This window comes from Pararhizobium qamdonense (genome assembly GCF_029277445.1).
Classification (GTDB): domain Bacteria; phylum Pseudomonadota; class Alphaproteobacteria; order Rhizobiales; family Rhizobiaceae; genus Pararhizobium; species Pararhizobium qamdonense.
In genome coordinates, this window is record NZ_CP119566.1 from 3277244 (window position 1) to 3303828 (window position 26585).

The following is a 26585-nucleotide window of genomic DNA, read 5'->3' on the forward strand; positions in this document are numbered from 1 at the left end:
AGCATGAGCCCGACGCGCGACAGGCCGCTCGCCCTGACCATGGGCGATCCCGCCGGGATCGGCCTCGACATCACCATTGACGCCTGGATCAATCGCCGGGCCTGGCAGACGCCGCCGTTCATTCTGATCGGCGACCCGTCGGCTCTCGCAGAACGCGCCCGCGCGCTTGGCCACGAGATCGCGGTTCGCGAGACCGATTGCGCTGCGGCTTGCGCCGTCTTCGACAGCGCGCTTCCGGTTTTGCCGGTGGCCTGCGCCAGCCCGGTCCATGCGGGCCTGCCGGATTCCGCCAATGCGGGCGCCATCACCGGCGCCATCGAAACCGCCGTGCGGCTCACCATGGATGGTGCGGCCTGCGCCATCGTCACCAATCCGATTGCCAAATCCGTGCTCTACGATGCGGGCTTTCAATTTCCCGGCCATACCGAATTTCTCGCCGATCTCGGGGCGCGCCTGACCGGAGAGCCGCTCTTGCCGGTGATGATGCTGGCCGGACCGAAGCTGAAGGCCGTCCCGGTGACAATCCATATTCCGCTGAAGGATGTGCCTGACCAGTTGACCGGCGATCTCATCTACCGGACCTGCGCGATTACTGTGCGGGACCTGAAGGAGCGCTTCGGCCTTGTCTCTCCGCGTGTGGCCGTTGCCGGCCTCAATCCGCATGCTGGGGAAAACGGCGCGCTCGGTCTTGAAGACGATGCCGTCATCCGTCCCGCCATCGAGCGGCTGAGAGCGGAAGGTGTCGATATAACCGGCCCCCTGCCCGCCGATACCATGTTTCACGACCGCGCCCGCGCCACCTATGACGTGGCGATCTGCATGTATCACGATCAGGCGCTGATCCCGGCCAAGGCGCTGGGTTTCGACGACAGCGTCAACGTAACGCTCGGCCTGCCATTCATCCGCACCTCGCCGGATCATGGCACCGCGTTCAGCCTGGCCGGCAAGGGCATCGCCCGCGCCGACAGCGTGCTGGCAGCCCTGCGTCTGGCGCAGGAGCTTTCCGGCAACGCCGTGCGGGGACAGAGCTGATGGCGGCGATCGACGGCCTGCCGCCGCTGCGCGACGTGATTGCCCGCCACGGCCTCGACGCGAAGAAAGCGCTTGGCCAGAACTTCCTGCTCGATCTCAACCTCACCCAGAAGATCGCCCGCACGGCGGGCCCTCTGGAGGGTGTGACGGTGATCGAGGTCGGCCCGGGTCCGGGCGGCCTCACCCGCGCCATCCTGTCGCTCGGTGCCAAGAAGGTGATTGCCATCGAGCGCGACGCCCGCTGCCTGCCTGCCCTTGCCGAGATCGCCGATTTCTACCCCGGCCGCCTCGACGTCATCGAAGGCGATGCGCTGAAAACGCCGTTCGAAGAGCTTGCCGGCGGCGGCCCGGTCAAGATCATTGCCAACCTGCCCTATAATGTCGGCACCCAGCTTCTGGTCAATTGGCTTTTACCGGCGGCATGGCCGCCGTTCTACCAGTCGATGACGCTGATGTTCCAGCGCGAAGTCGGTTTGCGGATCGTTGCCAAGGCCAATGACGATCACTACGGCCGCCTCGGCGTGCTCTGCGGCTGGCGCACCCATGCACGCATGGCCTTCGACGTCCCCCCCCAGGCCTTCTCGCCACCTCCGAAGGTCACCTCCTCGGTGGTGCATCTCGAACCGATCGAAAACCCGATCCCATGCGCTGCCGCAGACCTCGAAAAAGTGACGATGGCCGCATTCGGCCAACGCCGCAAGATGCTGCGCCAAAGCGTCAAATCCATCGGCGGCGAAGCGCTGCTTGCGAAGGCCGAGATCGACCCGAAACGCCGGGCGGAAACGCTGTCGGTGGAAGAGTTTTGCCGGTTGGCGAATTGTTTATAAACGGCGGTCTCCCCCTTCTCCCCAGCGGGGAGAAGTGCCGAGCGCAGGCGAGGCGATGAGGGGGTCTTTCCGCGAATTCTGTGCGCGCCGCCCCCTCATCCGGCCCTGCGGGCCACCTTCTCCCCGCTGGGGAGAAGAGGGAGCGCGCGGCAACTCCCGTCGGACGATCAGGGCGGCCCGCGCCGCAAGCAGATCGGCGAATTAACCTTCGACGGCAACCCCGGTCTCCCCCTTCTCCCCAGCGGGGAGAAGTGCCGAGCCTAGGCGAGGCGATGAGGGGGTCTTTCGGCGGATTCTGTGCGTGGCGTCCGCACCCCCTCTGTCACTCCGTGACATCTCCCCCTCAAGGGGGGAGATTCGCCGTAGGCTATGTGCCCTCAGGAATTATAGATTTTGCAAGCGGCGAGGAAAAAGAATGATCTCCCCCCTTGAGGGGGAGATGTCACGACGTGACAGAGGGGGATGGGCCACACGGCGTGCAGTCGCGGCCCTCCTCAGACAACACGCAGCCTAAAAATATCAAAGCTTCGGCGTTTCCGTCAGCAACCCATTCACAAACTCGAACAGCCCCGGACGCCGGTCGCGGCGGAGCCGTTCGGCTTCGACGATGGCCTGGACGGAGGCGAAGGCGCTGTCGAGGTCCTCGTTGACGACGATATAGTCATATTCCAGCCAGTGCTCGATCTCGGAGCGGGAATTGGCCAGCCGGGTGGCGATGACCTCTTCGGTGTCTTCGGCGCGGCGGTGCAGGCGCGATTGCAGCTCCGCCATGGTCGGCGGCAGGATGAAGATCGAGACGACGTCGCCGCCCATCTTTTCCTGCAGCTGCTGGGCGCCCTGCCAGTCGATATCGAACAGCATATCCTGTCCCTCCGACATGGCCGCCTCGACGGCATCGCGCGGCGTGCCGTAGAAATTGCCGTGCACCTCGGCCCATTCCAGAAGCGCGTCGGTCTGGCGAAGCCCCTCGAATTCGCGGATCGACTTAAAGAAATAATGCCGCCCGTCGATTTCACTCGGACGCCGTTTGCGCGTCGTCACGCTGACCGAGATGCTCATATGCGGATCGGATTCAAGCAGATTGCGCGCAATGGTCGATTTGCCGGCCCCCGAAGGCGAGGAGATCACCAGCATGAGACCGCGGCGCTGAATGGCTTTGGTTGAAGTTTGGCTCACGGGGCTCATGGTCACTCCAGATTTTGGACCTGTTCACGGAACTGGTCGATGACGACCTTCAGTTCGATACCGGCGGCGGTGACCGCAGCTGCATTCGACTTGGAACAGATGGTATTTGATTCGCGGTTAAATTCCTGGGACAGGAAATCGAGTTTGCGGCCGACCGGTCCGCCTTTTTTCAAAAGGTCGCGGGCAGCCGTCACATGGGTCCGCAGCCGGTCGATCTCCTCGCGGATATCGGCCTTGGCGGCCAGCAGCGCCACCTCGGCATAGAGGCGGTCCGGATCGACCTTGGTGCCGCCGTCCATCACCAATGCGATCTGGCTGGCAAGGCGGGCGGTGATGACGGGCACGCTGCGCGACGGGTCGGCCTCGATCCCGCTGGTCAGCGTCTCGATCCTGTCGATCTGTTCCAGAAGCACGCGGTAGAGCGCCACGCCTTCGCCTTCGCGCATCGCTGTCATATCGGCGATTGCCAGCCGCAGCCCGGCAAGAATATCGCTGTCGCGCGCGGCGCGCTCGCCCTCCTGTTCCTCCGGCTCGCGAAAATCGACGATGCCGCGGATGGCCAAAAGCGTGTCGAGGCGCAGTGGCGCCGCATCGATGACATCGCGCAGCTGTTCACGCAAAGACAGAACGGCCGAAAGTGCGCCCTGGTTGATGACCGGCTCGACGCTGGTTTCGCTGGCGGAAACCGTAAGGTTGACCTGCATGTTGCCGCGCGAAAAATTGTCGCCTGCACATTTGCGCACATCCGTTTCCAGATGCTCGGTGCCGGCCGGCAGCCGCAGCCGCAGATCCAGCCCCTTGCCGTTGACCGAGCGCAGTTCCCACGCCCAGCGATAGCGCCCGCAGGTTCCCTCGCGGCGGGCAAAGCCCGTCATGGATTGCAGCGGCATCGTCTCGTCCTCCGGCCCCGCCAGCATCCGCGCGTTAACCGGCGAACAAGGCTTGGGAACATTGAATTGATCATGAATGTGTACGGCTCCGGTACGGTCAACCGCAAGGGTCAAGCGTACCGGAGCCGTGTCATCCACAAGCCTGATAAAGGCCAGGTTACTCCTGAGCCGGTGCCGTCTCCGCCGCCTTTGCGGCAGCGGCCTTTTCGGCCTCGATCTTGCGCCAGCGGCGGACATTGTTGTTGTGCTCGTCGAGCGTGGCTGCAAACACATGACCGCCCGTGCCGTCGGCGACGAAATACAGATCCGAGGTGCGCGAGGGATTGGAAACGGCCTCGAGCGCTGCCCGGCCCGGATTGGCGATCGGCGTCGGCGGCAGGCCCCGGATCATGTAGGTATTATAGGGCGTGTCCTTCTCCAGGTCCGATTTCAGGATCGGCCGGTCGGCCGGTTTTCCATCCCCACCGAAGATGCCGTAGATGATCGTCGGATCGGACTGCAGCCGCATGCCCTTTTCCAGGCGATTGATGAAGACCGAGGCGACCCGCGAGCGTTCATCGGCAATGCCGGTTTCCTTCTCGACGATCGAGGCGAGCGTGACGAACTCGTCGCGGCTGGCGATCGGCAGGTCGGGATCGCGTTTTTCCCAAATCTGATCGACGAGCTGCTTTTGCGCCGCCGCCATCTGCGCGACGATTTCGGCCCGCTTGGTGCCGCGCGAAAACTTGTAGGTGTCAGGACGCAATGTACCCTCGGCCGGCACCTGCGCCGGCAGGTCGCCCTCCAGCACCGGATCGCTACTCAGCCGCGAAAACATCTGCTTGACGGTCAGGCCTTCCGGCAGCGACACCGAATAGAGGATGGACTTGCCCGACTTCAGGAGCTGCATGATCTCCTGCATCGAGGAACCGGCCTTGATCTCGTATTCGCCAGCCTTCAGCGTATCGTTGTCTTCCAGATAAGCTTCCGACATGAACCGGAAGACGCGGCCGTCGGAGACGATATTGTTGCGCTCGAGGCTGCTGGCGATCTCCTGGATGCCGGCGCCGTTGCGCACGATGAAATTGGTGTTGGCGGTCAGCGGACCCTGGTCCTCATAGGCGGACATCGCATAATAAACCGTACCGGCTGCCGCGATCGTCAGGCAGACGATCACGGTCATCAGGAAATTCAGAAAGATAACGACCTGGCTTTTGGCCTTGCGCGAGCGCCGGGGCGGCTGCGGGACTTTTTCCGGACGAAGAGCTTCGCTCGCCGATTTCGGGATGATCGGGCCATTATTGCCCGCCTCGTTGCGGCCGAAAGGCGCTGCGTTGTTTTCGTTTGCGTCGTTCACTGGAGTCCTGTTTCTGGAATTCGCGTCATGCACGTCTCCATCCCCGATGCGAACTCCAGAAGAGAAACAGGAATGAGAATCACCTTGTCACGATTGTAGCGACGCTAAGCCATAGGCCTTGTGTCAGCATGGCCAAAAAGCCATAGGGCTGACGAAACCGGCTCGGTCGCAATCCTCCGTATGCCATGTTTGAACTGAGCAATGCGGCAAAAGCACGATAACGGGAGAATTATCGTGCAGACAGACGATGCCGGGCAGCGGGTACGCAACAAAACGGGCCGCCATCCGGCCACCCGTCCGCAGTTTAATCAGCGTAACGGCGCAGAACCAGCGAGGCATTGGTGCCGCCAAAGCCGAACGAGTTCGACACAGCGACATTGATCTCGCGCTTGCGCGCCACATGCGGGACCAGGTCGATCTTGGTTTCCACCGAGGGATTGTCGAGGTTGAGTGTCGGCGGCGCGACATTGTCGCGGATCGCCAGCGCGCAGAAGATCGCCTCGACGGCACCGGCAGCACCCAAGAGGTGGCCGATCGCGGATTTGGTGGAGGACATCGAGACCTTGGATGCATGCTCGCCCATGACGCGCTCGACGGCGCCCAGTTCGATCGTGTCGGCCATGGTCGAGGTGCCGTGGGCGTTGACATAATCGACATCGGCAGCCGAAAGACCGGCGCGCTTCAAGGCCATCTGCATGCAGCGATAGGCACCGTCGCCATCTTCGGCCGGCGCAGTGATGTGGAAGGCGTCGCCCGACAGGCCGTAGCCGACCACTTCGGCGTAGATCTTGGCGCCGCGCGCCTTGGCATGTTCGAGCTCTTCGAGCACGACGATGCCTGCGCCCTCGCCCATGACGAAGCCATCGCGGTCCTTGTCGTAGGGGCGCGACGCCTTGGCCGGGTCGTCGTTGTGCTGTGTGGACAGCGCCTTGCAGGCGGCAAAGCCAGCCAGCGCAATGCGCGAAATCGGCGATTCCGTGCCGCCGGCAACCATCACGTCGGCATCGCCCATGATAATGAACCGCGCCGCGTCGCCAATGGCGTGGGCGCCCGTGGAACAGGCGGTGACGACGGAATGATTGGGGCCGCGCAGCTTGTGGCGGATCGAGACCTGGCCGGAGGCAAGGTTGATCAGACGGCCCGGAATGAAGAAGGGAGATACCCGGCGCGGGCCGCGGTCGCGCAGCGTGATGCCGCCTTCGACAATGCCTTCGAGACCACCAATGCCCGAGCCGATCATCACGCCGGTGGCGATCTGGTCTTCGTCGGTCTTCGGATGCCAGCCGGCGTCGTCAAGCGCCATGTCGGCTGCGGCCATTGCATAGATGATAAAACTGTCGACCTTGCGCTGTTCCTTCAGTTCCATCCAGTTGTCAGGATTGAAGGTGCCATCGGTACCATCGCCGAACGGCAGGCGGCAGGCAATCTTTGCAGGAAGGTCATCGACTTCGAATTCGGTCACCCGGCGGGCGGCATTGCCGCCGGCGACGAGCCGCGACCAGGACACTTCGGTCCCGCAGCCCAAGGGAGATACCATGCCGGTACCGGTGATAACGACACGTCTCATGCCCGCGATCCATCCTGCCTGTTCGTTCCAGAACCGGACCGGACCCTTACGCAAAAAACCGGATCCGTACATCCTTTTCCGTGATGCTGTACTTGCGTGATCTCAGGTACGGAAGCTCTAGAAGCTTTCCTCGATCATGCTTTTGGCTCCCGAACGGGAGCCCGTCCCGTTGGAGGGGACGAAAGGCGGGCCGCAAGGCGCCCCGCCGGACACGGCCTGTGATTAGGCCTGTGCCTTTTCGATGAACTTGACGGCGTCGCCGACCGTCAGGATCGAATCCGCTGCATCGTCGGGAATTTCGACGCCGAACTCTTCTTCGAATGCCATGACCAGTTCGACGGTGTCGAGCGAGTCAGCGCCCAGATCGTCGATAAAGCTTGCGCCTTCCGAAACCTTTTCGGCATCGACGCCAAGATGATCAATAACAATTTTCTTTACGCGTTCTGCTACGTCGCTCATGTCGGATTCCTCGACCTTTGTTTTTCTCAACGATGCCGTGCTGACACCGGTACCCTATTAACGCCTGACAGATCAAGACGATCCGTCCGGCAATTCGTTCAATCGAAAGCGGGCAAACCATGCCGGCCGAAGCCCGCATATACCACATATCCTTCGATCGACTGCGCACAGTCATGGCCCGCTTAACACGGTTTAAGTCTGCCGCAAAGTCCGAAAATCGCCGGGAATGGCTTGGTCAACATGCAATTCCCGGTATTTGACCCCCACGTTCGCGATTGACGCAAAAACGTGGCGGCACAGGCCTTTGACGGCCTGCACCACGCGATCAGATCATCGCCATGCCGCCATTGACGTGGATCGTCTGTCCGGTGACGTACGCCGCCTCGTTGGAGGCCAGATAAGCGACGGCGGACGCGACTTCGCCGCCGGTTCCCATCCGCTTCATCGGGATGGCGCCCATGATGGCGTCCTTCTGCTTGTCGTTCAGCTTGCCGGTCATCGCGCTTTCGATAAAGCCCGGCGCCACGCAGTTGACCGTCACGTTGCGGGTGGCGATTTCCTGGGCGAGCGACTTGGAAAAGCCGATCATGCCGGCCTTGGCCGCACAGTAATTGGCCTGTCCCGGATTGCCGGTGACGCCGACGATCGAGGTGATGTTGATGATGCGGCCATGGCGGCGGCGCATCATCGGATGCGTCAGCTCGCGGGTCAGCCGGAAGACCGAGGTCAGGTTGACTTCCAGAACCGCGTCCCAATCCTCGTCGCTCATGCGCACGAACAGGCCATCCTTGGTGATCCCGGCATTGTTGACGAGGATATCGACGCCGCCAAGCTCGCTTTCGGCCTTTTCGCCGAGCGCCTTCACGGCAGCGCGGTCGGCAAGGTTTGCCGGGAACAGGTGGACGCGCTCACCGAGCGAATTGGCCAGCTCCTCCAGCTTTTCGACGCGCGTGCCGTGCAGGCCGACAATCGCGCCCTGGGCATGCAGGATGCGGGCAATCTCTTCGCCAATGCCGCCGGATGCACCGGTAACGAGGGCCTTGCGGCCAGACAGATCGAACATGGTTGTTTTTCCTCTTTTTAGGGCGAGAGCGAATGGGCGGTAGCGAATAGCGAATAGCGAATAGCGAATAGCGAATAGCGAATAGCGAATAGTAAGTAGCCAGTAGTTGTTAGTGAATAGGAAGAGCATTTTGCGGCAGCGCTTTGCTATTCGCTATTCGCTATTCGCTACTGACTAACTCCTACTTGCTACTGACTAATTCCTACTCACTCATTTTCTCACCCCAGCAAAACCTGAATCGCCGCATCAATATCGGCGGGGGAATTGATGGCGATGCCGGTGACTGTCTTGTCGATGCGGCGGGCGAGGCCGGTCAGGACCTTGCCGGAGCCGATCTCGTAGAGCGTCGTCACATCATGGGCGGCAAACCATTCGACGGTTTCGCGCCAGCGGACCTGACCGGTGACCTGCTCGACCAGAAGTGAGGCGATCTCGCCGGCATCGGTGACGGGGGCTGCGCGCACATTGGCAATCAGCGGCACGGCCGGATCGTGCTTTGCAATGCTTGCCAGCGCCTCCCGCATCGCATCGGCGGCCGGGGCCATCAGGCTGGAATGGAAGGGGGCGGAGACCGGAAGCAGAATGGCGCGCTTGGCGCCCTTCTCTGTTGCAAGCGCCGCAGCCTTTTCGACGGCTGCCTTTTCGCCTGAGATCACCAACTGGCCACCGCCATTGTCATTGGCGATCTGGCAGGAGCCGAGCGCCTGGGCTTGGCTGCACACGGCGTCCACGTCTGAATGCTCCAGCCCGATGATCGCCGCCATGGCGCCTTTACCAACGGGAACCGCCGCCTGCATGGCATTGCCGCGAATGCGCAGGAGCCGCGCGGTATCGGCGAGCGAAAACGTTCCGGCAGCGCACAGGGCCGAATATTCGCCGAGCGAATGGCCGGCGACATAGGAGACCTTGGATTTCAGGTCGAGCCCTTTGGATTCCAGAACCCGAAGGGCCGCGATCGACACCGCCATCAGCGCCGGCTGGGCGTTCGCCGTCAGCGTCAGCGTTTCTTCCGGGCCGTTCCACATGATATCGGAGAGCTTTTCGCCGAGCGCCTCGTCCACTTCGGCAAAGACGGCGGCCGCCTGCGGAAAGGCATCGGCCAGGTCCTTGCCCATGCCGAGCGCCTGGCTGCCCTGTCCTGGAAATGTGAATGCGATTGCCATGAGGTGTATCCCCGTCATACGCGCTTGTGCCGCGCTGTTTCATTCCAACCCATTGCCGGCAAACATAAGGCAGGCCGCGGGTTTTTCCTCTCCATTCACATTCCTGGGCCGCAAGTCAAGCTTTTGAGGCCCGAAGCGCCTGCCTGTGCACGGCAACCGCTTTTCTCTTGCGCTGCAGCAAACAGGCTCTACATTCGCCGCCGGACACGTTTTAAGGCATGTTGAGCATCATGAAATACAAGACACTCGGCCGTACCGGCATCAAGGTTTCAGAAATCTGCCTGGGCACCATGACCTGGGGCACGCAGAACAGCGAAGCGGAAGCGCATGAGCAGATGGATTATGCCGTCGGCGAAGGCGTCAATTTCTTCGACACCGCCGAACTCTATCCCGTCACACCCGCCGGTCCCGAAACGCGGGGACTGACCGAGGATTATATCGGCACCTGGCTGAAGGCGTCCGGCAAGCGCAACGAGATCGTCGTCGCCACCAAGGTCGCCGGTCCCGGCCGCCCCTATATTCGTAATGGCACGCCGGCAGGCCCGAAAACCATGCGCGAGGCGCTAGAGATCAGCCTGAAGCGCCTACAGACTGATCACGTCGATCTCTACCAGATGCACTGGCCCAACCGTGGCCATTACCATTTCCGCCAGTCCTGGACCTACGATCCCTCACGGCAGGACACGTCCGCCGTGATCGAGGACCTGCATGCGATCCTCGAAACGCTCGGCGCCTTCGTGAAGGAAGGCAAGGTCCGCGCCGTCGGCCTCTCCAACGATACCGCCTGGGGTACGATGAGAATGCTGGCGCTGGCCGAAAAACACGGCCTGCCGCGCATTGCCTCGCTGCAGAACGAATATAATTTCCTCTACCGCGCCTTTGACCTCGACCTTGCCGAAGTCAGCCATCATGAAAATGTCGGCCTGCTCGCCTATTCGCCGCTCGCTGCAGGCCTTGTCTCCGGCAAGTATCTGAACGGCGCCAAGCCGGACGGCTCGCGCCTGTCGATCAACGGCGATCTCGGCGGCCGCTACACCGAATATCAGGAACCGGCCGTCCAGGCCTATGCAGACCTTGCCAGCAGCCACGGTCTCGACCTTGCCCAGATGCAGCTCGCCTTCAGCCTCACCCGCCCCTTCATGACCTCGGTCATCATCGGCGCCACCAGCATGGACCAGTTGAAAACCAATCTGGCGTCCAAGGACGTGACACTCCCGGCGGAAGTCTTGAAGGGTATTGCCAAGCTGCACAAGAAATATCCGGCGCCGATTTGAGCGTGTCGCACGGATAAGCGAGGCCCGATCTGAATGGTTAGAAAACCCGGATGGCCTCGCGCAACCTTGGCGGCCGCGTTAAAATCATCCGTGGTGTCACCAAGCCATCATCAGGCCACGCTTGCAACCCTGACGGGCTCCACGGATAGGCCCAAGTTGTGTTTGCCCTTCGCCTTCACCGCATACAGAGCCCTGTCTGCTTCGGCAAAAATATCTTTGGCGGCCATGCCCGGCAGGATCATCGCGGCGCCGACGGAGGCGCTGACTTTGAGCTTGTCGGGATAAGAGCCGACCCACCATTCCAGCTTGCCCGCGACGCGCCGGGCAGCGGCGTCGAGGCTTTCCCGCGATTCGCAATCGAGGATGATGGCAAACTCGTCGCCGCCAAGGCGGGCAATCGCCGACGCATCGGGCGTTGCCTCGCAAATCCGCCGGCCGGCGTCCCTTAAACATTCGTCCCCGGCCTGGTGTCCCAACCGGTCGTTGACCGCTTTGAAACTGTCGAGATCGATGAGCAGAAGCGCTTTTTGAACCGTCGCACTGGCGGTCACGGCCTCGTCGAACGCGGTGTCGAATTTTGTCCGCGATGCCAGTCCCGTCACGGGATCGGTCTCAGCCAGACGGCGAATCTGTTCAAAAAGGGTCTTTTCGGCCGTAATATCCTGTTTCATGCCGAATATCCGCACCGGCTGACCGTCATGACGCTCGACGATCGCGGTGATCCTGATCCATTTAAGGTTGCCCTTGGCGGTCACGATCTGGGCGTCGAGCGTGAACCCGTCGCCATCCCGGATCGCGGCACTGCGAACCTCGGTCAGTTTCCGGCGGGATTCCGGCATGTAGAGCGCAACGGTCGCCTCCCGTACCAGCGCCGATCGCGGCTCTAGCTCGAACAGTTCATAGACCGTATCGGTCCATGTCAGTGTTTCATCCGGCAGGGTGCATTCCCAGATCCCGACGCGGGCCGCCTTGAACGATTTGTCAAACAGGTTCTGCAGCCGGTGAAACTGCTCGGAATTCTCACTTGCATGCAAAACCGGCCCGCCGCCATCCGCCTTCGCTGCTCCAAACTGGCTTTCGCAACTGGATTGCACACTGCTCGGCATAAGAAATTCCCACATCTCGATGTCATATCGACGCCCTAGCATGCAGCGAAAAAGTTTCATTTCGGTTGCAATGGAAGACGGTTCGAAAAGTGGTAAAAACTTGGTTTGGAAATTAGAGATGCCGCCGTTTTACCTCACCCTTGAGGGGGAGGTCACGACGCAGTCGCGGGTGGGGGCGACCGACCGCGCACATCATGATCAATGGCATATGCCGCAGATCACCCCACCCCGGAGCTTTGCTCCGACCCTCCCCCTCAAGGGGAGGGTAACAGCGGACGCCAAAGCCCTCTCTCCCCCTTCGCGGGGGAGAAAGCAAAATCAGGATCTTAGCGCAGCTAAGTCTTAGATTTTGCAAGAGAGGGGGTCCCTACGGCCAACTTCATAAAATCTCGCACTCCCGCCCACCCCCCCCCCAAAACGTCCCCCACCCCTTGCTTCCCGCCCAAAAATGCGTATAAGCGCGCTGTTCGCAACACCCGGTCTTCTGGCTGGTGGCTGAACGGAGGGCCGGTTTCCTTAAGAGACCTGTCAGGACCTAAAGGGGTCCAGCCTCCCGTGTCTCCGCTCTCGACCGTCTCGAAACAACACTTTCTTGCCGGCTGCATGCAGCCACTGGAACAGTCGTTGAGGCTTAGCCGCTGGGGTCCGGGTGACGATTAACGCAAGAAAGGCAAAGCCTCATGGCTCTTTATGAACATGTATTCCTTGCCCGGCAGGATATTTCCGCACAGCAGGTCGACGCTCTCGTCGAACAGTACAAGGGTGTACTGGAAGCTAATGGCGGAAAAGTCGGGCGCGTCGAAAACTGGGGCCTCAAGTCCCTGACCTACCGCATCGCCAAGAACCGCAAGGCTCACTACGTTCTGATGGACATCGATGCTCCGGCACCGGCCGTTCACGAGATCGAGCGCCAGATGCGCATCAACGAAGACATCCTTCGTTACATGACCATCGCTGTTGAAAAGCATGAAGACGGCCCGTCCGCCATGATGCAGAAGCGCGACCGCGACGACCGTCCGCGCCGTGACGGCGACCGTCCTGACCGTGGTGGCTTCGGCGACCGTGGTCCGCGTCCGGACCGTGGTGATCGTGAAGACCGGCCGCGCCGTCCGCGCGAAGACCGGGCATAAGGAGAAAAGATTATGGCTGATACATTGTCCGCTCCGGCACGCCGCCCGTTCCATCGCCGCCGCAAGACCTGCCCCTTCTCCGGTGCAAACGCTCCGAAGATCGACTACAAGGACATCCGTCTCCTGCAGCGCTACATTTCCGAGCGCGGCAAGATCGTTCCTTCGCGTATCACGGCTGTTTCCCAGAAGAAGCAGCGCGAACTGGCCCAGGCCATCAAGCGCGCCCGCTTCCTCGGTCTCCTGCCCTACGTCATGTCCTAATGCATGTCCCCTTGGAGCCCCGCTCCAAGGAAAGGCATAGGCAATCTGGAATTCATGACTCTCCGTTGGGTTTCTGACTCAACGGAAACTGACTCAAGGTGAGGCGAACAGCCGGTGGCATCGCCTCACCTTCTCCCTTCCGCGTTGGGCGCGGATCGGAAACGCCGGCGCATCCAGCGCTAAAACCCATGTTGGGGCTCAGTTCCTGATTCAGGAAACGCCTCTAACTGCTTGATAGCAGGACAGCGACCCGTGAAGACATTGAACCAGACATCGCTGTTAACCGGCGCTTTTGCCGGCGTGACCGCCGCCTTGCTTTCGCTTGGCGCGAACACGCAGTCGTCGCTGGCGATCGTTCTCTATGCCGCATCCGCGCTGCCGATCCTGATTGCCGGGCTTGGCTGGGGCAATGCCGCAGCCATCACCGCCGTTATCGTTGCGGGCCTTACCGGCACCGTGCTCGTCTCTCCCTATTTTGCCCTTCTGATCGCCGTCATAACGCTGATCCCCGCCGCGTGGCTCAGCCATCTTGCCAATCTGGCGCGCCCCGCGTCCGAGCTTGGCGGCCCGGATGGCGCGCTGGCCTGGTACCCGCTCTCGGATATCCTCACCCATCTCGCTTTGCTGGTCACGCTCGGCATGCTGATCGTCGGCGTCATCATCGGATATGACGGCGCGATGTCCGACCGGATGATCGACATCGTTATGGAAGCGCTGAAAGCGCAGGAACCCGGCTACAATCCGGATGCCGCCGCCATCGCCCAGATCAAGTCGATCTTCGCCATCGCCCTGCCGATGATCCAGGGTGCGGTCTGGGTGCTGATGCTGTTTGCGGCCTATTATATCGCCACCCGCATCGTCCAGACATCCGGCAAGAGCCTGCGTCCGCGCGAGGACATGCCCTCGACGCTGCGCATGCACCGCTTCTCGATCTTCGCCTTTCTTGGCGGCCTGCTGCTTGCCTTCATGGGCGGCCTTCCGGCGACTATCGGCGCGCTCGTCTGCGGCACGTTCGGCGCGGGCTTCCTGCTTGCCGGCTTTGCCGTCTTTCATTTCCGCACACGCGGCAAGTCCTGGCGGCTTCCGGTGCTGTGGCTTGGCTATCTGTCGGTGCTGATCTTCACGATCCCGGCATTCTTCTTTCTCCTGTCGGGTCTGATGGACACGCGGCGCGCCATCGCGCTGTCACCGGCAGGGAAAACCACTGAGACTGACACAAAAGACCTCTAAAACAGACAAACGAAAGGACACTATCATGCAAGTCATTCTTCTCGAACGCGTTGCTAAGCTCGGCCAGATGGGCGAAACCGTCAAGGTTCGCGACGGCTTCGCCCGTAACTACCTGCTCCCGCTTGGCAAGGCGCTGCGCGCCAACGAAGCCAACAAGAAGCGTTTCGAAGCCGAGCGTTCGACGCTTGAAGCCCGTAACCTCGAGCGCAAGTCCGAAGCACAGGCCGTTGCCGAAACGCTGGGCGGCAAGTCCTTCATCGTCGTGCGTTCGGCCGGCGAAACCGGTCAGCTCTACGGTTCGGTTGCTGCCCGCGACATCGTCGACGTTCTGGCCGCCGAAGGCTTCAACATCGGCCGCAACCAGGTCGATCTCAACAACCCGATCAAGACCATCGGCCTGCACGACGTTGTCCTGCACCTCCATTCCGAAGTCGAAATCAAGGTTCAGATGAACGTTGCCCGTTCGGCTGAAGAAGCAGAACGCCAGCAGAAGGGCGAAAGCCTGACATCGGCCGACGCCATCTACGGCGTTGACGAAGATGCCCTGAAGCCGGAAGACTTCTTCAATCCCGAAGCCGAATTCGACGGCGAAGACGAATAATCGTCACAGCAACGGGCACCCCGGTGGTGCCCGGTCTGACGAAGCATAACGAAAGGCCCGCGATCGATTTTTCGCGGGCCTTTTGCATTTCAAGAGATGCTGGAACAGAGCCTCCTGCGGACGTCCTAATTGACGGCCTGCGGCTCGGCGGCCTTGTCGATGTGAACTTCCACAGACATGCCGGGAACCAAGGCGTCTGCCAGCGGCTGGGAGGGATCGATCGAGACGCGGACGCCGACCCGCTGGGCGACCTTGGTGAAATTGCCGGTGGCATTGTCGGCGCGGATAACGCTGAACTCGGAACCGGCGGCTGGCGAGAACCGCTCGACATGCCCCTTCAACTGCGCCTTGTTCAGCGCATCGACATTGAAGACGACCGGCTGACCGATCTTCATGCCGTCCAGCTGGGTTTCCTTGAAATTGGCGATGATCCAGACATCCTTGGGAACGATCGCCATCAGCTGCGTGCCCGCCGTCACATATTGGCCAAGCCGCGCGCCGACCTCGCCGAGCCGGCCGTCCTGCGGCGCCGTGATCGTGGTGTTGTCGAGATCGATCTGCGCCAGCTGAACGGCGGCTTCGGCGCTGCGGACTGCAGCCTCCAGCCCGGCCCGCGAGCCGATCGTGGTGGCGAGGTTCTGGCGGGAGACCTCGATGGCCGCCGTCGCCTGATCGACGCCTGCCCGTCCCTGCTCCAGCGTTGCCCGGGCGGTATCGAGATCGACCGATGTGGCAATACCCTTTTCAGAGAGGGGCTTGATGCGGTCCCAGGCCTGCTGCGCCCGTGTCAGCGTGGCGACGGCGCTGTCACGCTCAGCCTCGCTGGCTGCGATGCTCGCTTTTGCCGAGAGCTCCTGCTGATAGGAATTGGACAGCGACGCCTTTTGCGTATCCAGTGTGCCCTTGGCCTGCGCCAGTTTCTGGGCATAGATCCGGTCGTCTATCTTCAGGAGAACCTGGCCTGCCCTCACCGCCTCGTAATCCTGGACCGGCACTGCCGCGACATAGCCCGACAGCTGCGGGCTGACGACCGTCACATAGCCGCGCACATACGCATTGTCGGTCATCTCGACCGTGGTGGCGAAGGGCGGCAGGCGCCAGGCGTAGAGGACCAGGAGCACGCCGGCGAGGCCTGCCAGCAGCGTCAAAAGGGTCGTGGGGGAACGGAATGTCTTCAGCATGGATGAACTCTGGACGTATCAGGACGGGGTGGCAACCGCAGGTGCGGCTGCCGTGTGCGGAACGAACCGGCGCCAGGTGAGATGTCCGAGCAGAAGGACAAGGCCGATGGCGGAGGCGACGGAGATGACGAGGAAGGCGTCGTTATAGGCAAGAACATTGGCTTCGCGCGTCACCTGCTGGCCCAGCAATTGCAAACCTTCGGCATTCAAGAGCGACTTGTCGGTTATGACTTTGCCATAAGAGCCTGAGAGTTGCGACACGCGTTGGGCAACGAAGGGATTGGTCAAAAGGATGTGTTCGACCAGGACATTGGAATGGAATTTCTCCCTCAGCGTGACGAACGTCCCAAGCGCTGCCTGCGCGACCAGTGCACCGATGCTCTGGGTGAACAGGAAAATCACCAGAAAATTGACAAGGAACGGCGCGCCCTTGGCAAGCGCCGTGGCAAATCCCTTGGACATGACCGGCGGCAGGAACATGGCCGCGCCTGCCGCTACCATCGCCTGGCTCAGATACATCTGCTCCGGCCGGGTCAGGCTGGTCGATTGGCTATCGAGAAAAGCGCCGCAGGCAATCAGAACCAGAGCCAGCACATGCGCGGTCTCGACATAGCGCGTCAGCATCAGAACCGTGCAGACCAGGCCTCCGGCAATCGAGGCAAGCAGGATGATCGTATACATGGTCTGCGTCTGGTCATTGATGAGGCCAAGCTGCATGTAGAAATTCGCAGCCGTCGTGGTCTGCTCCGAGCTCACCACCCGGAACAACAGCAGGATGCCGGCCATGTGCATGTTTTCTCTTGAAAACACCCAGCGCAGATCGATCAGCGGCATTTTACGCGGCAGCTCGAGAACGACCATCAGCGTCAGGGCCGCAATGGAGCCAGCCAGGAGCACGCCGAGCCACGGCACTTCGAACCACCAGTAGAGCCGCCCCAGCGTCAGGAAGACGGCAAGACAGCCAAAGCCGATGGCCAGAAGGAGGTAGCTCAAGATATCCATCTTCTGGATGACATTGGCCCGCGGCGGCGGCGTCAGCGGCAGGAGGTAGACGACCGGCAGCGCCATCAGCGCCAGTCCCATCTCGAACGTATAGAGCGCATGCCAGCCGCCGAGATCCATCAGCGGCGGCGAAATGATGCGGGCAATCGGTGCCGACAGCGTCGTGTTCATCAGGGCAAGGCTCAAGCCCACCGACAGCTTGCGGGCGGCTGGAAACGCCTCAAGCATGTAGAGAAAGCCGAGTGTCGATAAAGGTGCGGCCGCCATGCCGCTCAGAAACCGCACGACCGTTGCCGAATGCAGATCGGAGACGAAGATATTGAGAACGGAGGCTAGCACGAAGCAGACAATGCTGAGTTCGGCAAACCGGCGAAGACCATATTGCATGCGGATCTTGAACAGTGCGATCGACATCGACGCATAGGGCGCGATATAGGCGGCCGACAGCCAGGCGATTTCCGAGGTCGTTGCCGAGAGCGAGCCCTGAAGCTGATAGATATTGGCGTTGAGCAGGTTCATGCCCAAGCCTTGCGTCAGAAACAGAAGCAGCGACGATGCCATGTAGATGGCGGCCCTTGCCGGGCTCATCGGCTCCGGCGGTGGCTGAATGGGCTGTGTTGGCGCGGCGACCGGGTTTTCGGGCGCGATGCGGTTGCCGTTCGCGCTGTCTTCGGTCACCGTGCTCATCTCCGCTCAATCCCTGCCGATGGAGACGAGATTGCCGGCCATCAGACTGACGACCTGCAAGGCAATGGCCTTGTCCTTGTTATCGACGCCACCCAGGACCTGCTCGCGGATCTCGCAGGCCAGCTTGTCGATTTCACCGGCGATATTGCGGCCACGGGCGGTCATGTGGATCTGTTTGGCGCGGCGGTCGCTGGCTTCGACCCGGCGTTCGATGAAGCCCTGCTTCTCCATACCGTCGAGCAGGCGCACGATCGTTGGCGTCTCGATCCCGAGCTCGTCGGCCAGTTCGCGCTGGTTGAGGCCGTCGCGCTTGGACAGGGCAAACAGCGCTCTGGCCCGCGATAGCGTCAGCCCGCGCGCCTTGACCCGCGCATCAAACAGCGCCCGCAGCTTGCGGTTCACCGAAGCCAACGCATCGAAGAGTTCGCGATTAACGGCAGAGTTGGGCATTTCATACCTTTTTCATATTAGTAGCATGCTATCTATTATGGTCCTACTTAGTTCAATGCCGCATGCTTTTCAAGTCACGCGATAGATAGAGGCTAAAACCTCTGCGCATAGCAGCCAGTCGCGATAGAATGGACACAGGCGCCGATTCGGCTGAAATCCGGTCAACAGGAAATGCCGGTATCGGCAGTTTTTCCGCATTCGGCCATCAGGGCCTGTGAACAACGGTGACGGCTTGCCGCCGCATCCAATGTGGCGGCCACTGTTGCAGCCAGGTCATTGACGCACAGTGACGGGACACGCAAACCGGTAGCACACCAAAGAATGACGACAGACAGAGGCGAAACGCCATGAATGAAGCAGCGCGGAGAATTGTACCCATGGCGAAAGATCAGGGCGACGCGACCTATCGCGAAGCGCCGAACAACCTTGAGGCGGAACAGGCGCTCCTGGGGGCTATCCTCGTCAACAATGATGCGTTTTACCGCGTCTCCGACTTCCTGAAGCCGGTTCATCTCAACGAACCCTTGCACCGCAAGATTTTCGAGGTCGCCGGCGACATCATCCGCATGGGCAAGACCGCCAATCCGGTGACGATCAAGACCTTCCTGAAGGCCGACGAGAAGGTCGGCGACATGACGGTCGCGCAATATCTTGCCCGCCTCGCCTCCGAAGCCGTCTCGATCATCAATGCCGAAGACTACGGCCGGGCGATCTACGATCTGGCGCTGCGCCGCTCGCTGATCACCATCGGCGAGGACATGGTCAATATCGCCTATGACGCACCGCTCGACATGCCGCCGCAAAGCCAGATCGAAGATGCTGAACGCCGCCTGTTCGAACTGGCCGAAACCGGCCGCTACGACGGCGGCTTCCAGGCCTTCAACGATGCCGTCGCCTTGGCGATCGACATGGCCGGACAGGCCTTCGAGCGCGACGGCCATCTGTCCGGCATTTCCAGCGGCATCCAGTCGCTCGATGCCCGCATGGGCGGCTTGCAGCGCTCCGACTTGATCGTTCTGGCCGGACGCCCGGGCATGGGCAAGACCTCGCTTGCCACCAACATCGCCTGGAACGTTGCGCATGCCTACGAGCCGGAGGTTCAGGCGGACGGATCGTTCAAGGCGAGGAACGGCGGCGTGGTCGGCTTCTACTCGCTGGAAATGTCCTCCGAGCAGCTGGCCACGCGTATCATTTCCGAGCAGACCGACGTGTCCTCGTCGAAGATCCGCCGCGGTGATATTTCCGAAGCCGAATTCGAAAAGCTGGTTGGTTTTTCGCAGACCATGCAGAAGACGCCGCTTTATATCGACCAGACCGGCGGTATCTCGATCGCCCAGCTTTCTGCCCGTGCCCGCCGCCTGAAGCGCCAGCGCGGGCTCGATTGCCTGGTGGTGGACTATATCCAGCTGATGACCGGCTCGGGCAAATCGAGCGACAACCGCGTGCAGGAAATCACCCAGATCACCACGGGCCTGAAGGCGCTGGGCAAGGAACTGAACGTGCCGATCATCGCGCTGTCGCAGCTGTCGCGTCAGGTGGAAAGCCGCGAAGACAAGCGCCCGCAGCTCTCCGACCTTCGCGAATCCGGCTCGATCGAGCAGGACGCCGACGTCGTGCTCTTCGTGTTCCGCGAGGAATATTACGTGAAGAACATGGAACCGCGCGACGAGTTCGACCCGAAATACGAAGAGTGGAAGCAGAAGTTCGAGGCAGTGAAGGGCACCGCCGACGTGATCATCGCCAAGCAGCGCCACGGGCCGACAGGCACGGTGAAGCTCGCCTTCCAGTCTGAATTTACCCGCTTCACCGATCTGGCCGACCCGTCGTTCACGCAATACGAAGAGCATTGATCTCTCGAAAAATGGTGCCGGGCGACGCTACAGCCTGTGGCCGTGTTGCAAATCTTCAGGCTTGCCGTTAAGCGAAGGGAAAATTAGCAAAGCCATCGCGGCATTTTGCCGCGATGGCCGTCATCAGCTTGGGGAAATCTGTTCATGGAAGCTTTTATCGCGCTGCTGCAGGTGCTTGCGATCGATCTCGTTCTGGCCGGCGACAATGCCATCGTCATCGGTCTTGCCGCAGCCGGACTTCCCAAGGAACAGCGCGGCAAGGCGATCCTGATCGGCATCGCGGCTGCCACCGTGCTGCGCATCATCTTCGCCCTGCTCGCCACCCAGCTTCTGCAGATCCTCGGCCTTCTTCTGGTCGGTGGTATTCTCCTGCTCTGGGTCTGCTGGAAGATGTGGCGCGAGCTGCGCACCGCAGCCCAGGAAGAAAATGCCGGGCTGGAATCGCTGACCGGCGAGGACGTCAACAAGGACGGCACGGTCGGCAGCGGCGCGCCCCGCAAGACGCTGAAACAGGCAGCCCTTCAGATCGTCATCGCTGACGTCTCCATGTCGCTCGACAACGTGCTTGCCGTTGCCGGTGCGGCGCGCGAACACCCCAATATCCTCATCCTTGGCCTTGCGGTCTCCGTGGCGCTGATGGGCATTGCCGCATCCTACATCGCCAAGCTGCTGCACCGGTTCCCCTGGGTTTCCTATCTCGGCCTGGCGATCATTCTCTTCGTCGCGCTGAAGATGATCTACGAAGGCTTCGTGGAAGTCGAACCGCTGATCACATCGTCGCTGATGTAACCGGTTTCAGGCACCGAGACGGCGGACCATCCCGTCGGAAATTTCAATCCGCGATCGCTATCAAAGCGGTCGCGGATTGATCAAATCAAGGCGATTGCAGCCGCCGCCGCTTGGCTGTATTTCTCTCGCCATGGCCGATTTGCACACTCCCCCTTTCACCGATCCTGCCTTTGAGGCTGCCTCCAACCGCGTGACCATCGACTTGGGTGCGCTTGCCGATAACTGGCGCCATATGGACAGACTGTCGGGCAAGGCGCGGGCGGCGGCGGTGCTGAAAGCCAATGCCTATGGCATCGGCATCGAACCGGCCGCCCGCACGCTCTACGCCGCCGGTGCGCGGGATTTCTTCGTTGCCAGCGTCGAGGAAGGCGTTGCGCTGCGCCCAATCGTGCCGGATGGCCGCATCCATATTCTGGCCGGCATGTGGGCGGGCAACGAGCAGCTGTTCTTCGACAATGACCTCGTGCCGATCATCAATTCTGAAGAACAGCTCGCCTTCTTCATGTCGGCTTTGTCGCAGCATGGCGACCACCCATGCGTCCTGCATGTCGATACCGGCATGAACCGGCTGGGGCTGACGCTGGACGAAGCCTTAGCGCTTGCCGGCGATCCTGCCCGGCCCGCGAGCTTCTCGCCCATTCTGGTCATGAGCCATCTGGCCTGCGCCGACGATCAGGCGCATCCGCTGAACCGCCGTCAGCTTGAATCATTCCGGACGGTTACGGCTGCTTTCGAAGGCATCGAATCAAGTCTTGCCAATTCTGCCGGTATTCATCTCGGCTCCGATTTTCATTTCGGCATGACCCGGCCGGGGATCGCCACCTATGGCGGCGAAGCCGTCAACGGCGTCGCCAACCCGATGAAGCCTGTGGTCATGGCTGAGGCGCGCATCCTGCAGATCCGGCGCGTGCGCACCGGCGAGACGGCAAGCTATGGCGGCTCGGCCCAGTTTTCCCGCGATAGCCGGGTGGCGATCGTCGCCATCGGTTATGCCGACGGCTATCACCGCTCGGTCTCCGGCGGCGGCGTCACCCTGCGCCAGGCGACCCCGTCCGGCGCCTACGGTTTCCTGCATGGCCGGCAAGTGCCGCATCTCGGCCGCGTCACCATGGATCTCAGCCTGTTCGACGTCACCGATTTCGCCGACAATGCCGTCCGGCCCGGCGACTATATCGAATTGTTCGGAAACAATGTCGCGATTGACGACGTCGCCCGCGCCGGTGGCACGATCGGCTATGAGATGCTGACCAGCCTCGGGGCGCGGTATGAGCGGGCGTATATCGAGGCCTGACAGCTTTTCAGACCGAAAACATTGGAATCGTGACGACGATCATGTAGACTGGAACAAAAGGAGATCATCGCGATGAATATCCGATTGAATGATGACGATCATGCGTTCATCGATGAGGAAGTTCGCGCCGGCGTCTATAGGGATGCAGACGAGGCTGTGCGGCCTGACAGGCGTTTCGCGTGACTTTATTCCCGGCCTGCGGGCGTTCCCCTATCGGGACCGCTGCATCGACTTACCTGTGGACAATTCCACGATGACGGTCCTGCGCATCCTCCATGGCCGCCAGGACATCACCTCCAAAGACTTCCCCGAAAGCGAAATTTGATGGCGAAAGCCCGGACACAATTCATCTGCCAGAACTGCGGAACCGTTCACGCCCGGTGGGTGGGGAAATGCGAAGGCTGCAACCAGTGGAACACGATCGTCGAGGAAGACCCGATGGGCGGGATCGGCGGCGGTCCCGGCCGCACGCCGAAGAAGGGCCGGCCCGTGGCGCTGACGACGCTATCGGGCGAAATCGAGGATGCGCCGCGCATCATGACCGGCATTTCCGAGCTTGACCGTGCCACCGGCGGCGGCTTCGTGCGCGGCTCGGCCGTCCTGATCGGCGGCGATCCCGGCATCGGCAAATCGACGGTGTTGATGCAGGCCGCCGCCGCGCTGTCGCGCCAAGGGCACCGGATCATCTATGTCTCGGGCGAAGAGGCGGTGGCGCAGGTACGGCTGCGGGCGCAGCGGCTGGGGGCTGCCGATACCGAGGTGCTTCTGGCCGCCGAAACCAATGTCGAGGATATTCTGGCGACGCTTGGCGAAGGCCGGAGGCCGGATCTTGCCATCATCGATTCCATCCAGACGCTGTGGAGCGATACCGCCGATTCGGCGCCCGGCACGGTGACGCAGGTGCGCACCGGCGTTCAGGCGATGATCCGCTTTGCCAAGCAGACCGGGGCGGCGATCGTGCTTGTCGGCCATGTCACCAAGGAAGGCCAGATCGCCGGCCCTCGCGTCGTTGAGCATATGGTCGATGCGGTGCTTTATTTCGAAGGCGACCGCGGCCATCACTACCGTATCCTGCGCACCGTCAAGAACCGCTTCGGCCCGACCGACGAGATCGGCGTGTTCGAAATGTCCGACAAGGGCCTGCGCGAGGTCACCAACCCATCGGAACTGTTTCTGGGCGAGCGCAATTCGAAATCGCCGGGGGCGGCCGTCTTTGCCGGCATGGAGGGAACGCGTCCCGTGCTGGTGGAAGTCCAGGCGCTGGTCGCCCCGACATCTCTCGGCACGCCGCGCCGTGCCGTCGTCGGCTGGGATTCGGCCCGGCTGTCGATGATCCTTGCCGTGCTTGAGGCCCATTGCGGCGTCCGGCTCGGGCAGCATGACGTTTATCTCAATATTGCCGGCGGATACCGTATTTCCGAGCCTGCAGCCGATCTTGCTGTGGCTTCCGCGCTGGTTTCCTCGCTTGCCGGTCTTGCCCTTCCCTCCGATTGCGTCTATTTCGGCGAAGTCAGTCTGTCCGGGGCCATCCGGCCAGTCGCGCATACCGCCCAGCGCCTTAAAGAAGCCGAAAAACTCGGCTTTTCACAGGCCGTCCTGCCTGCCGCTTCCGCCGACCTGCCCAAAGGCAGCGGCATGAGCTGGGCGGAGATGGAAAGCCTGCCGGATCTGGTGGCGCGCATTGCCGGCTCGAAGGGAGCCCTGAAGCAGGCCGACAATGATGATTGAGGAATTTGCCGCTTAAAAAATGGTGAATTCCGGTGAAAACAGTGTTCAATCATGGACCATCGAAAGACGCCTGCCGCGTCATCATATATGGTTCGCGGACAATCAGCGTGGGGCCGTCTCAAGGCGGTTTCGGAGTAGGACAATATGCCCATTACAATTCTCGACGGTATCGTTCTCGGCGTCGCGCTTTTCTCGGCCATCCTGGCCATGGTTCGCGGCTTTTCCCGGGAAGTTCTGTCGGTCGCAAGCTGGCTTGGCGCGGCCGCTGCCGCCTATTTCCTCTACCCGTACCTGTTGCCCTACGCAAAGAACTACACCAGCAGCGACACGGTCGCGATGATCGGCTCGGCCGGCGTCGTCTTCCTGATTGCGCTGATCATCGTCTCCTTCATCACCATGCGGATCGCCGATTTCATCATCGACAGCCGCATCGGTGCGCTCGACCGCACGCTCGGGTTCCTGTTCGGAGCCGCCCGCGGCGTCCTGCTCGTTGTCGTCGCCATGCTGTTCTTCAACTGGCTGGTTGCGCCGCAGCAGCAGCCGGTCTGGGTCACAACCGCCAAATCCAAGCCGCTGCTCGACAATCTCGGCGGCAAGCTGATCGCACTCCTGCCTGAAAATGCCGATGCGACGATCCTCGACCGCCTGCGCGGCAAGGACACGACCGGCGAAGGCGAGAACGAAGGCACCGGTGGCACGACCACCCAGCCGCCGGCCGAGGAAACGCCTGCCACCAACGGTGCAGCGACCAACGGCTGAGGCCGAACGATAGAATGAGGGCCCGCTTTTGCGGGCTCTGTCCATTTTTGCAACGATGATATGTGAAACCCTCAGGCCTTACCGGCTTGAAGGCTCACTGAATAATTCTTAAATCCGACCCGATTCAAGAATTATGCCGGACGAAGAAAGCCTGCAGCGCCGTTGCAGAGACCCAAGACCATATGCCAAACGCGTTCCAGCCGTTAACACAAAGGCCAACAGCGATGACCCATTTGCGAGCAGCAGAAATTCACGATGAAATGGACGGCGATACGCTGCATGAGGAATGCGGTGTCTTCGGCATTCTGGGACATCCCGATGCGGCAACGCTGACGGCGCTCGGCCTGCACGCCCTGCAGCATCGCGGCCAGGAAGCGGCTGGTATCGTCACCTTCGACGGCAAGCAGTTCCACACCGAAAAGCGCATGGGTCTCGTCGGCGACCACTATACGGACCCGGCGATCCTCGCAAAGCTGCCCGGCACCATTTCGATCGGCCACACGCGCTATTCGACAACCGGCGAAGTGGCGCTGCGCAACGTCCAGCCGCTGTTTGCCGAACTCGAAGTCGGCGGCATCGCCATTGCCCATAACGGCAACTTCACCAACGGCCTGACGCTGCGCCGCCAGATCATCGCCACCGGCGCCATCTGTCAGTCAACCTCGGATACCGAAGTCGTCCTCCATCTCATCGCCCGCTCGCGCCATACCTCGACGGCCGACCGTTTCATCGATGCCATCCGGCAGATGGAAGGCGGCTATTCGATGGTCGCCATGACCCGGACCAAGCTGATCGCCGCGCGCGACCCCACCGGCATCCGGCCGCTGGTCATGGGCGAACTCGACGGCAAGCCGATCTTCTGCTCGGAAACCTGTGCACTCGACATTATCGGCGCGAAATATATCCGCGACGTGGAAAATGGCGAAGTGATCATCTGCGAGATCCAGGCCGACGGCTCGATCCAGATCGATGCGCGCAAGCCCGTCAATCCGCAGCCCGAGCGTCTCTGCCTGTTCGAATATGTCTATTTCGCCCGCCCCGATTCGGTGGTCGGCGGCCGCAACGTCTATACCGCGCGCAAGAACATGGGCATCAACCTGGCCAAGGAATCCCCCGTGGATGCCGATGTGGTCGTTCCCGTTCCGGACGGTGGTACGCCGGCTGCGATCGGTTATGCCCAGGCGAGCGGCATTCCCTTCGAACTCGGCATCATCCGCAACCATTATGTCGGGCGCACCTTCATCGAGCCGACGCAGTCGATCCGCGCTTTCGGCGTCAAGCTGAAACATTCGGCCAACCGGGCGATGATCGAAGGCAAGCGCGTCGTGCTGGTCGATGATTCCATCGTGCGCGGCACGACATCGCTGAAGATCGTGCAGATGATCCGCGATGCCGGCGCAACCGAGGTTCACATCCGCGTTGCCAGCCCGATGATCTTCTATCCCGACTTCTACGGCATCGACACGCCGAACGCCGACAAGCTGCTCGCAAACCAGTATACCGACATCCAGGCGATGGCGAAATTCATCGGTGCCGATTCGCTGGAATTCCTGACGATCGACGGGCTCTACCGCGCTGTCGGCGGCGAGGCCCGCAACAATGCCCGTCCGCAGTTCACCGACCACTATTTCACCGGCGACTATCCGACACGGCTTCTCGACAAGAACGGCGATACGACGAGCCCGAAACTGTCGATGCTTGCCAGCAACGGCTGATCCACAGTC

At 61.4% G+C, this 26585-nt stretch carries 25 protein-coding genes; 14 read left to right on the forward strand and 11 right to left on the reverse strand.

Annotation, left to right across the window (positions count from 1 at the left end):
• The first annotated feature begins 3 nt into the window (after positions 1-3).
• Together pdxA and rsmA are read left to right on the forward strand one after the other, a co-directional pair.
• Positions 4-1032, forward strand: coding sequence for a 4-hydroxythreonine-4-phosphate dehydrogenase PdxA (gene pdxA / locus PYR65_RS15985; RefSeq protein WP_276118678.1), 1029 nt, complete (start codon positions 4-6; stop codon positions 1030-1032).
• Complete coding sequence (gene rsmA, locus PYR65_RS15990; protein WP_276118679.1) at positions 1032-1859, forward strand: 16S rRNA (adenine(1518)-N(6)/adenine(1519)-N(6))-dimethyltransferase RsmA; 828 nt, start codon at positions 1032-1034, stop codon at positions 1857-1859. Before pdxA ends, rsmA begins: the two co-directional genes overlap by 1 nt.
• Before the next feature lie 519 nt (positions 1860-2378).
• Here the strand turns inward: rsmA and gmk are convergent.
• The 7 genes from gmk to fabD form a co-directional block, all read right to left on the reverse strand.
• The gene (gene gmk / locus PYR65_RS15995) at positions 2379-3044 is read right to left on the reverse strand and encodes a guanylate kinase (protein ID WP_060641341.1); all 666 of its coding nucleotides are present in this window, start codon (positions 3042-3044) and stop codon (positions 2379-2381) included.
• 2 nt (positions 3045-3046) lie between these two features.
• Positions 3047-3934 carry a YicC/YloC family endoribonuclease gene (locus PYR65_RS16000; protein WP_276118680.1) on the reverse strand — a complete coding sequence of 296 codons (888 nt, stop codon included), beginning with the start codon at positions 3932-3934 and terminating at the stop codon, positions 3047-3049.
• Between the two features lie 157 nt (positions 3935-4091).
• A complete protein-coding gene (mltG, locus tag PYR65_RS16005; RefSeq protein WP_276118681.1) occupies positions 4092-5270 on the reverse strand; it encodes an endolytic transglycosylase MltG in 1179 nt (392 codons plus the stop codon).
• Positions 5271-5574: 304 nt separating this feature from the next.
• A complete protein-coding gene (gene fabF, locus PYR65_RS16010; RefSeq protein ID WP_276118682.1) occupies positions 5575-6837 on the reverse strand; it encodes a beta-ketoacyl-ACP synthase II in 1263 nt (420 codons plus the stop codon).
• Positions 6838-7059: 222 nt separating this feature from the next.
• Positions 7060-7296: an acyl carrier protein gene (locus tag PYR65_RS16015; RefSeq protein ID WP_018327362.1), complete on the reverse strand. Its 237-nt coding sequence runs from the start codon at positions 7294-7296 to the stop codon at positions 7060-7062.
• Positions 7297-7621: 325 nt separating this feature from the next.
• A complete protein-coding gene (gene fabG, locus PYR65_RS16020; RefSeq protein ID WP_060641344.1) occupies positions 7622-8359 on the reverse strand; it encodes a 3-oxoacyl-[acyl-carrier-protein] reductase in 738 nt (245 codons plus the stop codon).
• A 218-nt stretch (positions 8360-8577) separates the two neighbouring features.
• The gene (gene fabD, locus PYR65_RS16025; RefSeq protein ID WP_276118683.1) at positions 8578-9522 is read right to left on the reverse strand and encodes an ACP S-malonyltransferase; all 945 of its coding nucleotides are present in this window, start codon (positions 9520-9522) and stop codon (positions 8578-8580) included.
• Between the two features lie 230 nt (positions 9523-9752).
• Here fabD and PYR65_RS16030 point away from each other — a divergent pair, with 230 nt between their 5' ends.
• Entirely contained in the window at positions 9753-10796 is a 1044-nt protein-coding gene (locus tag PYR65_RS16030; RefSeq protein ID WP_276121076.1) for an aldo/keto reductase, read from the forward strand.
• A 110-nt stretch (positions 10797-10906) separates the two neighbouring features.
• Here the strand turns inward: PYR65_RS16030 and PYR65_RS16035 are convergent, their stop codons facing one another.
• Positions 10907-11902 carry a sensor domain-containing diguanylate cyclase gene (locus PYR65_RS16035; RefSeq protein ID WP_276118685.1) on the reverse strand — a complete coding sequence of 332 codons (996 nt, stop codon included), beginning with the start codon at positions 11900-11902 and terminating at the stop codon, positions 10907-10909.
• Positions 11903-12582: 680 nt separating this feature from the next.
• Here PYR65_RS16035 and rpsF point away from each other — a divergent pair.
• From rpsF to rplI, 4 genes are all read left to right on the forward strand, one after another.
• Positions 12583-13032, forward strand: coding sequence for a 30S ribosomal protein S6 (gene rpsF / locus PYR65_RS16040; RefSeq protein ID WP_060641346.1), 450 nt, complete (start codon positions 12583-12585; stop codon positions 13030-13032).
• A gap of 12 nt (positions 13033-13044) precedes the next feature.
• Entirely contained in the window at positions 13045-13293 is a 249-nt protein-coding gene (gene rpsR, locus PYR65_RS16045) for a 30S ribosomal protein S18 (RefSeq protein ID WP_037107250.1), read from the forward strand.
• 252 nt (positions 13294-13545) lie between these two features.
• Positions 13546-14523 carry a DUF2232 domain-containing protein gene (locus tag PYR65_RS16050; RefSeq protein ID WP_276118686.1) on the forward strand — a complete coding sequence of 326 codons (978 nt, stop codon included), beginning with the start codon at positions 13546-13548 and terminating at the stop codon, positions 14521-14523.
• Between the two features lie 25 nt (positions 14524-14548).
• Positions 14549-15124, forward strand: a complete 576-nt coding sequence (gene rplI, locus PYR65_RS16055) for a 50S ribosomal protein L9 (RefSeq protein WP_060641348.1) — start codon at positions 14549-14551, stop codon at positions 15122-15124.
• Between the two features lie 125 nt (positions 15125-15249).
• On the opposite strand, the gene PYR65_RS16060 is transcribed toward rplI, so the two are convergent.
• The 3 genes from PYR65_RS16060 to PYR65_RS16070 are packed head-to-tail and all read right to left on the reverse strand — an operon-like array spanning position 15250 to position 18444.
• Positions 15250-16305, reverse strand: coding sequence for an HlyD family secretion protein (locus tag PYR65_RS16060; protein ID WP_276118688.1), 1056 nt, complete (start codon positions 16303-16305; stop codon positions 15250-15252).
• An 18-nt stretch (positions 16306-16323) separates the two neighbouring features.
• Positions 16324-17994 (reverse strand): MFS transporter, encoded by a 1671-nt coding sequence (locus PYR65_RS16065; RefSeq protein WP_276118689.1) that lies wholly within the window; start codon positions 17992-17994, stop codon positions 16324-16326.
• A gap of 6 nt (positions 17995-18000) precedes the next feature.
• Positions 18001-18444 (reverse strand): MarR family winged helix-turn-helix transcriptional regulator, encoded by a 444-nt coding sequence (locus PYR65_RS16070; protein WP_060641351.1) that lies wholly within the window; start codon positions 18442-18444, stop codon positions 18001-18003.
• Between the two features lie 347 nt (positions 18445-18791).
• Between PYR65_RS16070 and PYR65_RS16075 the strand changes: the two genes are divergently transcribed.
• From PYR65_RS16075 to purF, 7 genes are all read left to right on the forward strand, one after another.
• Complete coding sequence (locus PYR65_RS16075) at positions 18792-20294, forward strand: replicative DNA helicase (protein ID WP_276118690.1); 1503 nt, start codon at positions 18792-18794, stop codon at positions 20292-20294.
• A 144-nt stretch (positions 20295-20438) separates the two neighbouring features.
• Positions 20439-21083, forward strand: a complete 645-nt coding sequence (locus tag PYR65_RS16080; RefSeq protein ID WP_060641353.1) for a TerC family protein — start codon at positions 20439-20441, stop codon at positions 21081-21083.
• A gap of 130 nt (positions 21084-21213) precedes the next feature.
• Positions 21214-22374, forward strand: a complete 1161-nt coding sequence (alr, locus tag PYR65_RS16085; RefSeq protein WP_276118691.1) for an alanine racemase — start codon at positions 21214-21216, stop codon at positions 22372-22374.
• 88 nt (positions 22375-22462) lie between these two features.
• Positions 22463-22699, forward strand: a complete 237-nt coding sequence (locus tag PYR65_RS16090) for a type II toxin-antitoxin system RelE/ParE family toxin (RefSeq protein ID WP_276118692.1) — start codon at positions 22463-22465, stop codon at positions 22697-22699.
• Positions 22699-24102 carry a DNA repair protein RadA gene (radA, locus tag PYR65_RS16095; protein WP_060641354.1) on the forward strand — a complete coding sequence of 468 codons (1404 nt, stop codon included), beginning with the start codon at positions 22699-22701 and terminating at the stop codon, positions 24100-24102. The genes PYR65_RS16090 and radA overlap by 1 nt, the downstream gene beginning before the upstream one ends.
• 144 nt (positions 24103-24246) lie before the next feature.
• Positions 24247-24861, forward strand: coding sequence for a CvpA family protein (locus PYR65_RS16100; protein ID WP_060641355.1), 615 nt, complete (start codon positions 24247-24249; stop codon positions 24859-24861).
• A 224-nt stretch (positions 24862-25085) separates the two neighbouring features.
• On the forward strand, positions 25086-26576 hold the full coding sequence (gene purF / locus PYR65_RS16105) for an amidophosphoribosyltransferase (RefSeq protein ID WP_276118693.1): 1491 nt from the start codon (positions 25086-25088) through the stop codon (positions 26574-26576).
• Positions 26577-26585 lie beyond the last annotated feature (9 nt).

Bases quoted from the DNA above. Each gene is read 5' to 3' on its own strand.
- pdxA (WP_276118678.1), top strand. From the start codon at position 4: ATGAGCCCGACGCGCGACAGGCCGCTCGCCCTGACCATGGGCGATCCC.
- rsmA (WP_276118679.1), top strand. From the start codon at position 1,032: ATGGCGGCGATCGACGGCCTGCCGCCGCTGCGCGACGTGATTGCCCGC.
- gmk (WP_060641341.1), bottom strand. From the start codon at position 3,044: ATGAGCCCCGTGAGCCAAACTTCAACCAAAGCCATTCAGCGCCGCGGT.
- PYR65_RS16000 (WP_276118680.1), bottom strand. From the start codon at position 3,934: ATGCCGCTGCAATCCATGACGGGCTTTGCCCGCCGCGAGGGAACCTGC.
- fabF (WP_276118682.1), bottom strand. From the start codon at position 6,837: ATGAGACGTGTCGTTATCACCGGTACCGGCATGGTATCTCCCTTGGGC.
- PYR65_RS16015 (WP_018327362.1), bottom strand. From the start codon at position 7,296: ATGAGCGACGTAGCAGAACGCGTAAAGAAAATTGTTATTGATCATCTT.
- fabG (WP_060641344.1), bottom strand. From the start codon at position 8,359: ATGTTCGATCTGTCTGGCCGCAAGGCCCTCGTTACCGGTGCATCCGGC.
- fabD (WP_276118683.1), bottom strand. From the start codon at position 9,522: ATGGCAATCGCATTCACATTTCCAGGACAGGGCAGCCAGGCGCTCGGC.
- PYR65_RS16030 (WP_276121076.1), top strand. From the start codon at position 9,753: ATGAAATACAAGACACTCGGCCGTACCGGCATCAAGGTTTCAGAAATC.
- PYR65_RS16035 (WP_276118685.1), bottom strand. From the start codon at position 11,902: ATGCCGAGCAGTGTGCAATCCAGTTGCGAAAGCCAGTTTGGAGCAGCG.
- rpsF (WP_060641346.1), top strand. From the start codon at position 12,583: ATGGCTCTTTATGAACATGTATTCCTTGCCCGGCAGGATATTTCCGCA.
- rpsR (WP_037107250.1), top strand. From the start codon at position 13,045: ATGGCTGATACATTGTCCGCTCCGGCACGCCGCCCGTTCCATCGCCGC.
- rplI (WP_060641348.1), top strand. From the start codon at position 14,549: ATGCAAGTCATTCTTCTCGAACGCGTTGCTAAGCTCGGCCAGATGGGC.
- PYR65_RS16060 (WP_276118688.1), bottom strand. From the start codon at position 16,305: ATGCTGAAGACATTCCGTTCCCCCACGACCCTTTTGACGCTGCTGGCA.
- PYR65_RS16065 (WP_276118689.1), bottom strand. From the start codon at position 17,994: ATGAGCACGGTGACCGAAGACAGCGCGAACGGCAACCGCATCGCGCCC.
- PYR65_RS16070 (WP_060641351.1), bottom strand. From the start codon at position 18,444: ATGCCCAACTCTGCCGTTAATCGCGAACTCTTCGATGCGTTGGCTTCG.
- PYR65_RS16075 (WP_276118690.1), top strand. From the start codon at position 18,792: ATGAATGAAGCAGCGCGGAGAATTGTACCCATGGCGAAAGATCAGGGC.
- PYR65_RS16080 (WP_060641353.1), top strand. From the start codon at position 20,439: ATGGAAGCTTTTATCGCGCTGCTGCAGGTGCTTGCGATCGATCTCGTT.
- alr (WP_276118691.1), top strand. From the start codon at position 21,214: ATGGCCGATTTGCACACTCCCCCTTTCACCGATCCTGCCTTTGAGGCT.
- PYR65_RS16090 (WP_276118692.1), top strand. From the start codon at position 22,463: ATGATGACGATCATGCGTTCATCGATGAGGAAGTTCGCGCCGGCGTCT.
- radA (WP_060641354.1), top strand. From the start codon at position 22,699: ATGGCGAAAGCCCGGACACAATTCATCTGCCAGAACTGCGGAACCGTT.
- PYR65_RS16100 (WP_060641355.1), top strand. From the start codon at position 24,247: ATGCCCATTACAATTCTCGACGGTATCGTTCTCGGCGTCGCGCTTTTC.
- purF (WP_276118693.1), top strand. From the start codon at position 25,086: ATGACCCATTTGCGAGCAGCAGAAATTCACGATGAAATGGACGGCGAT.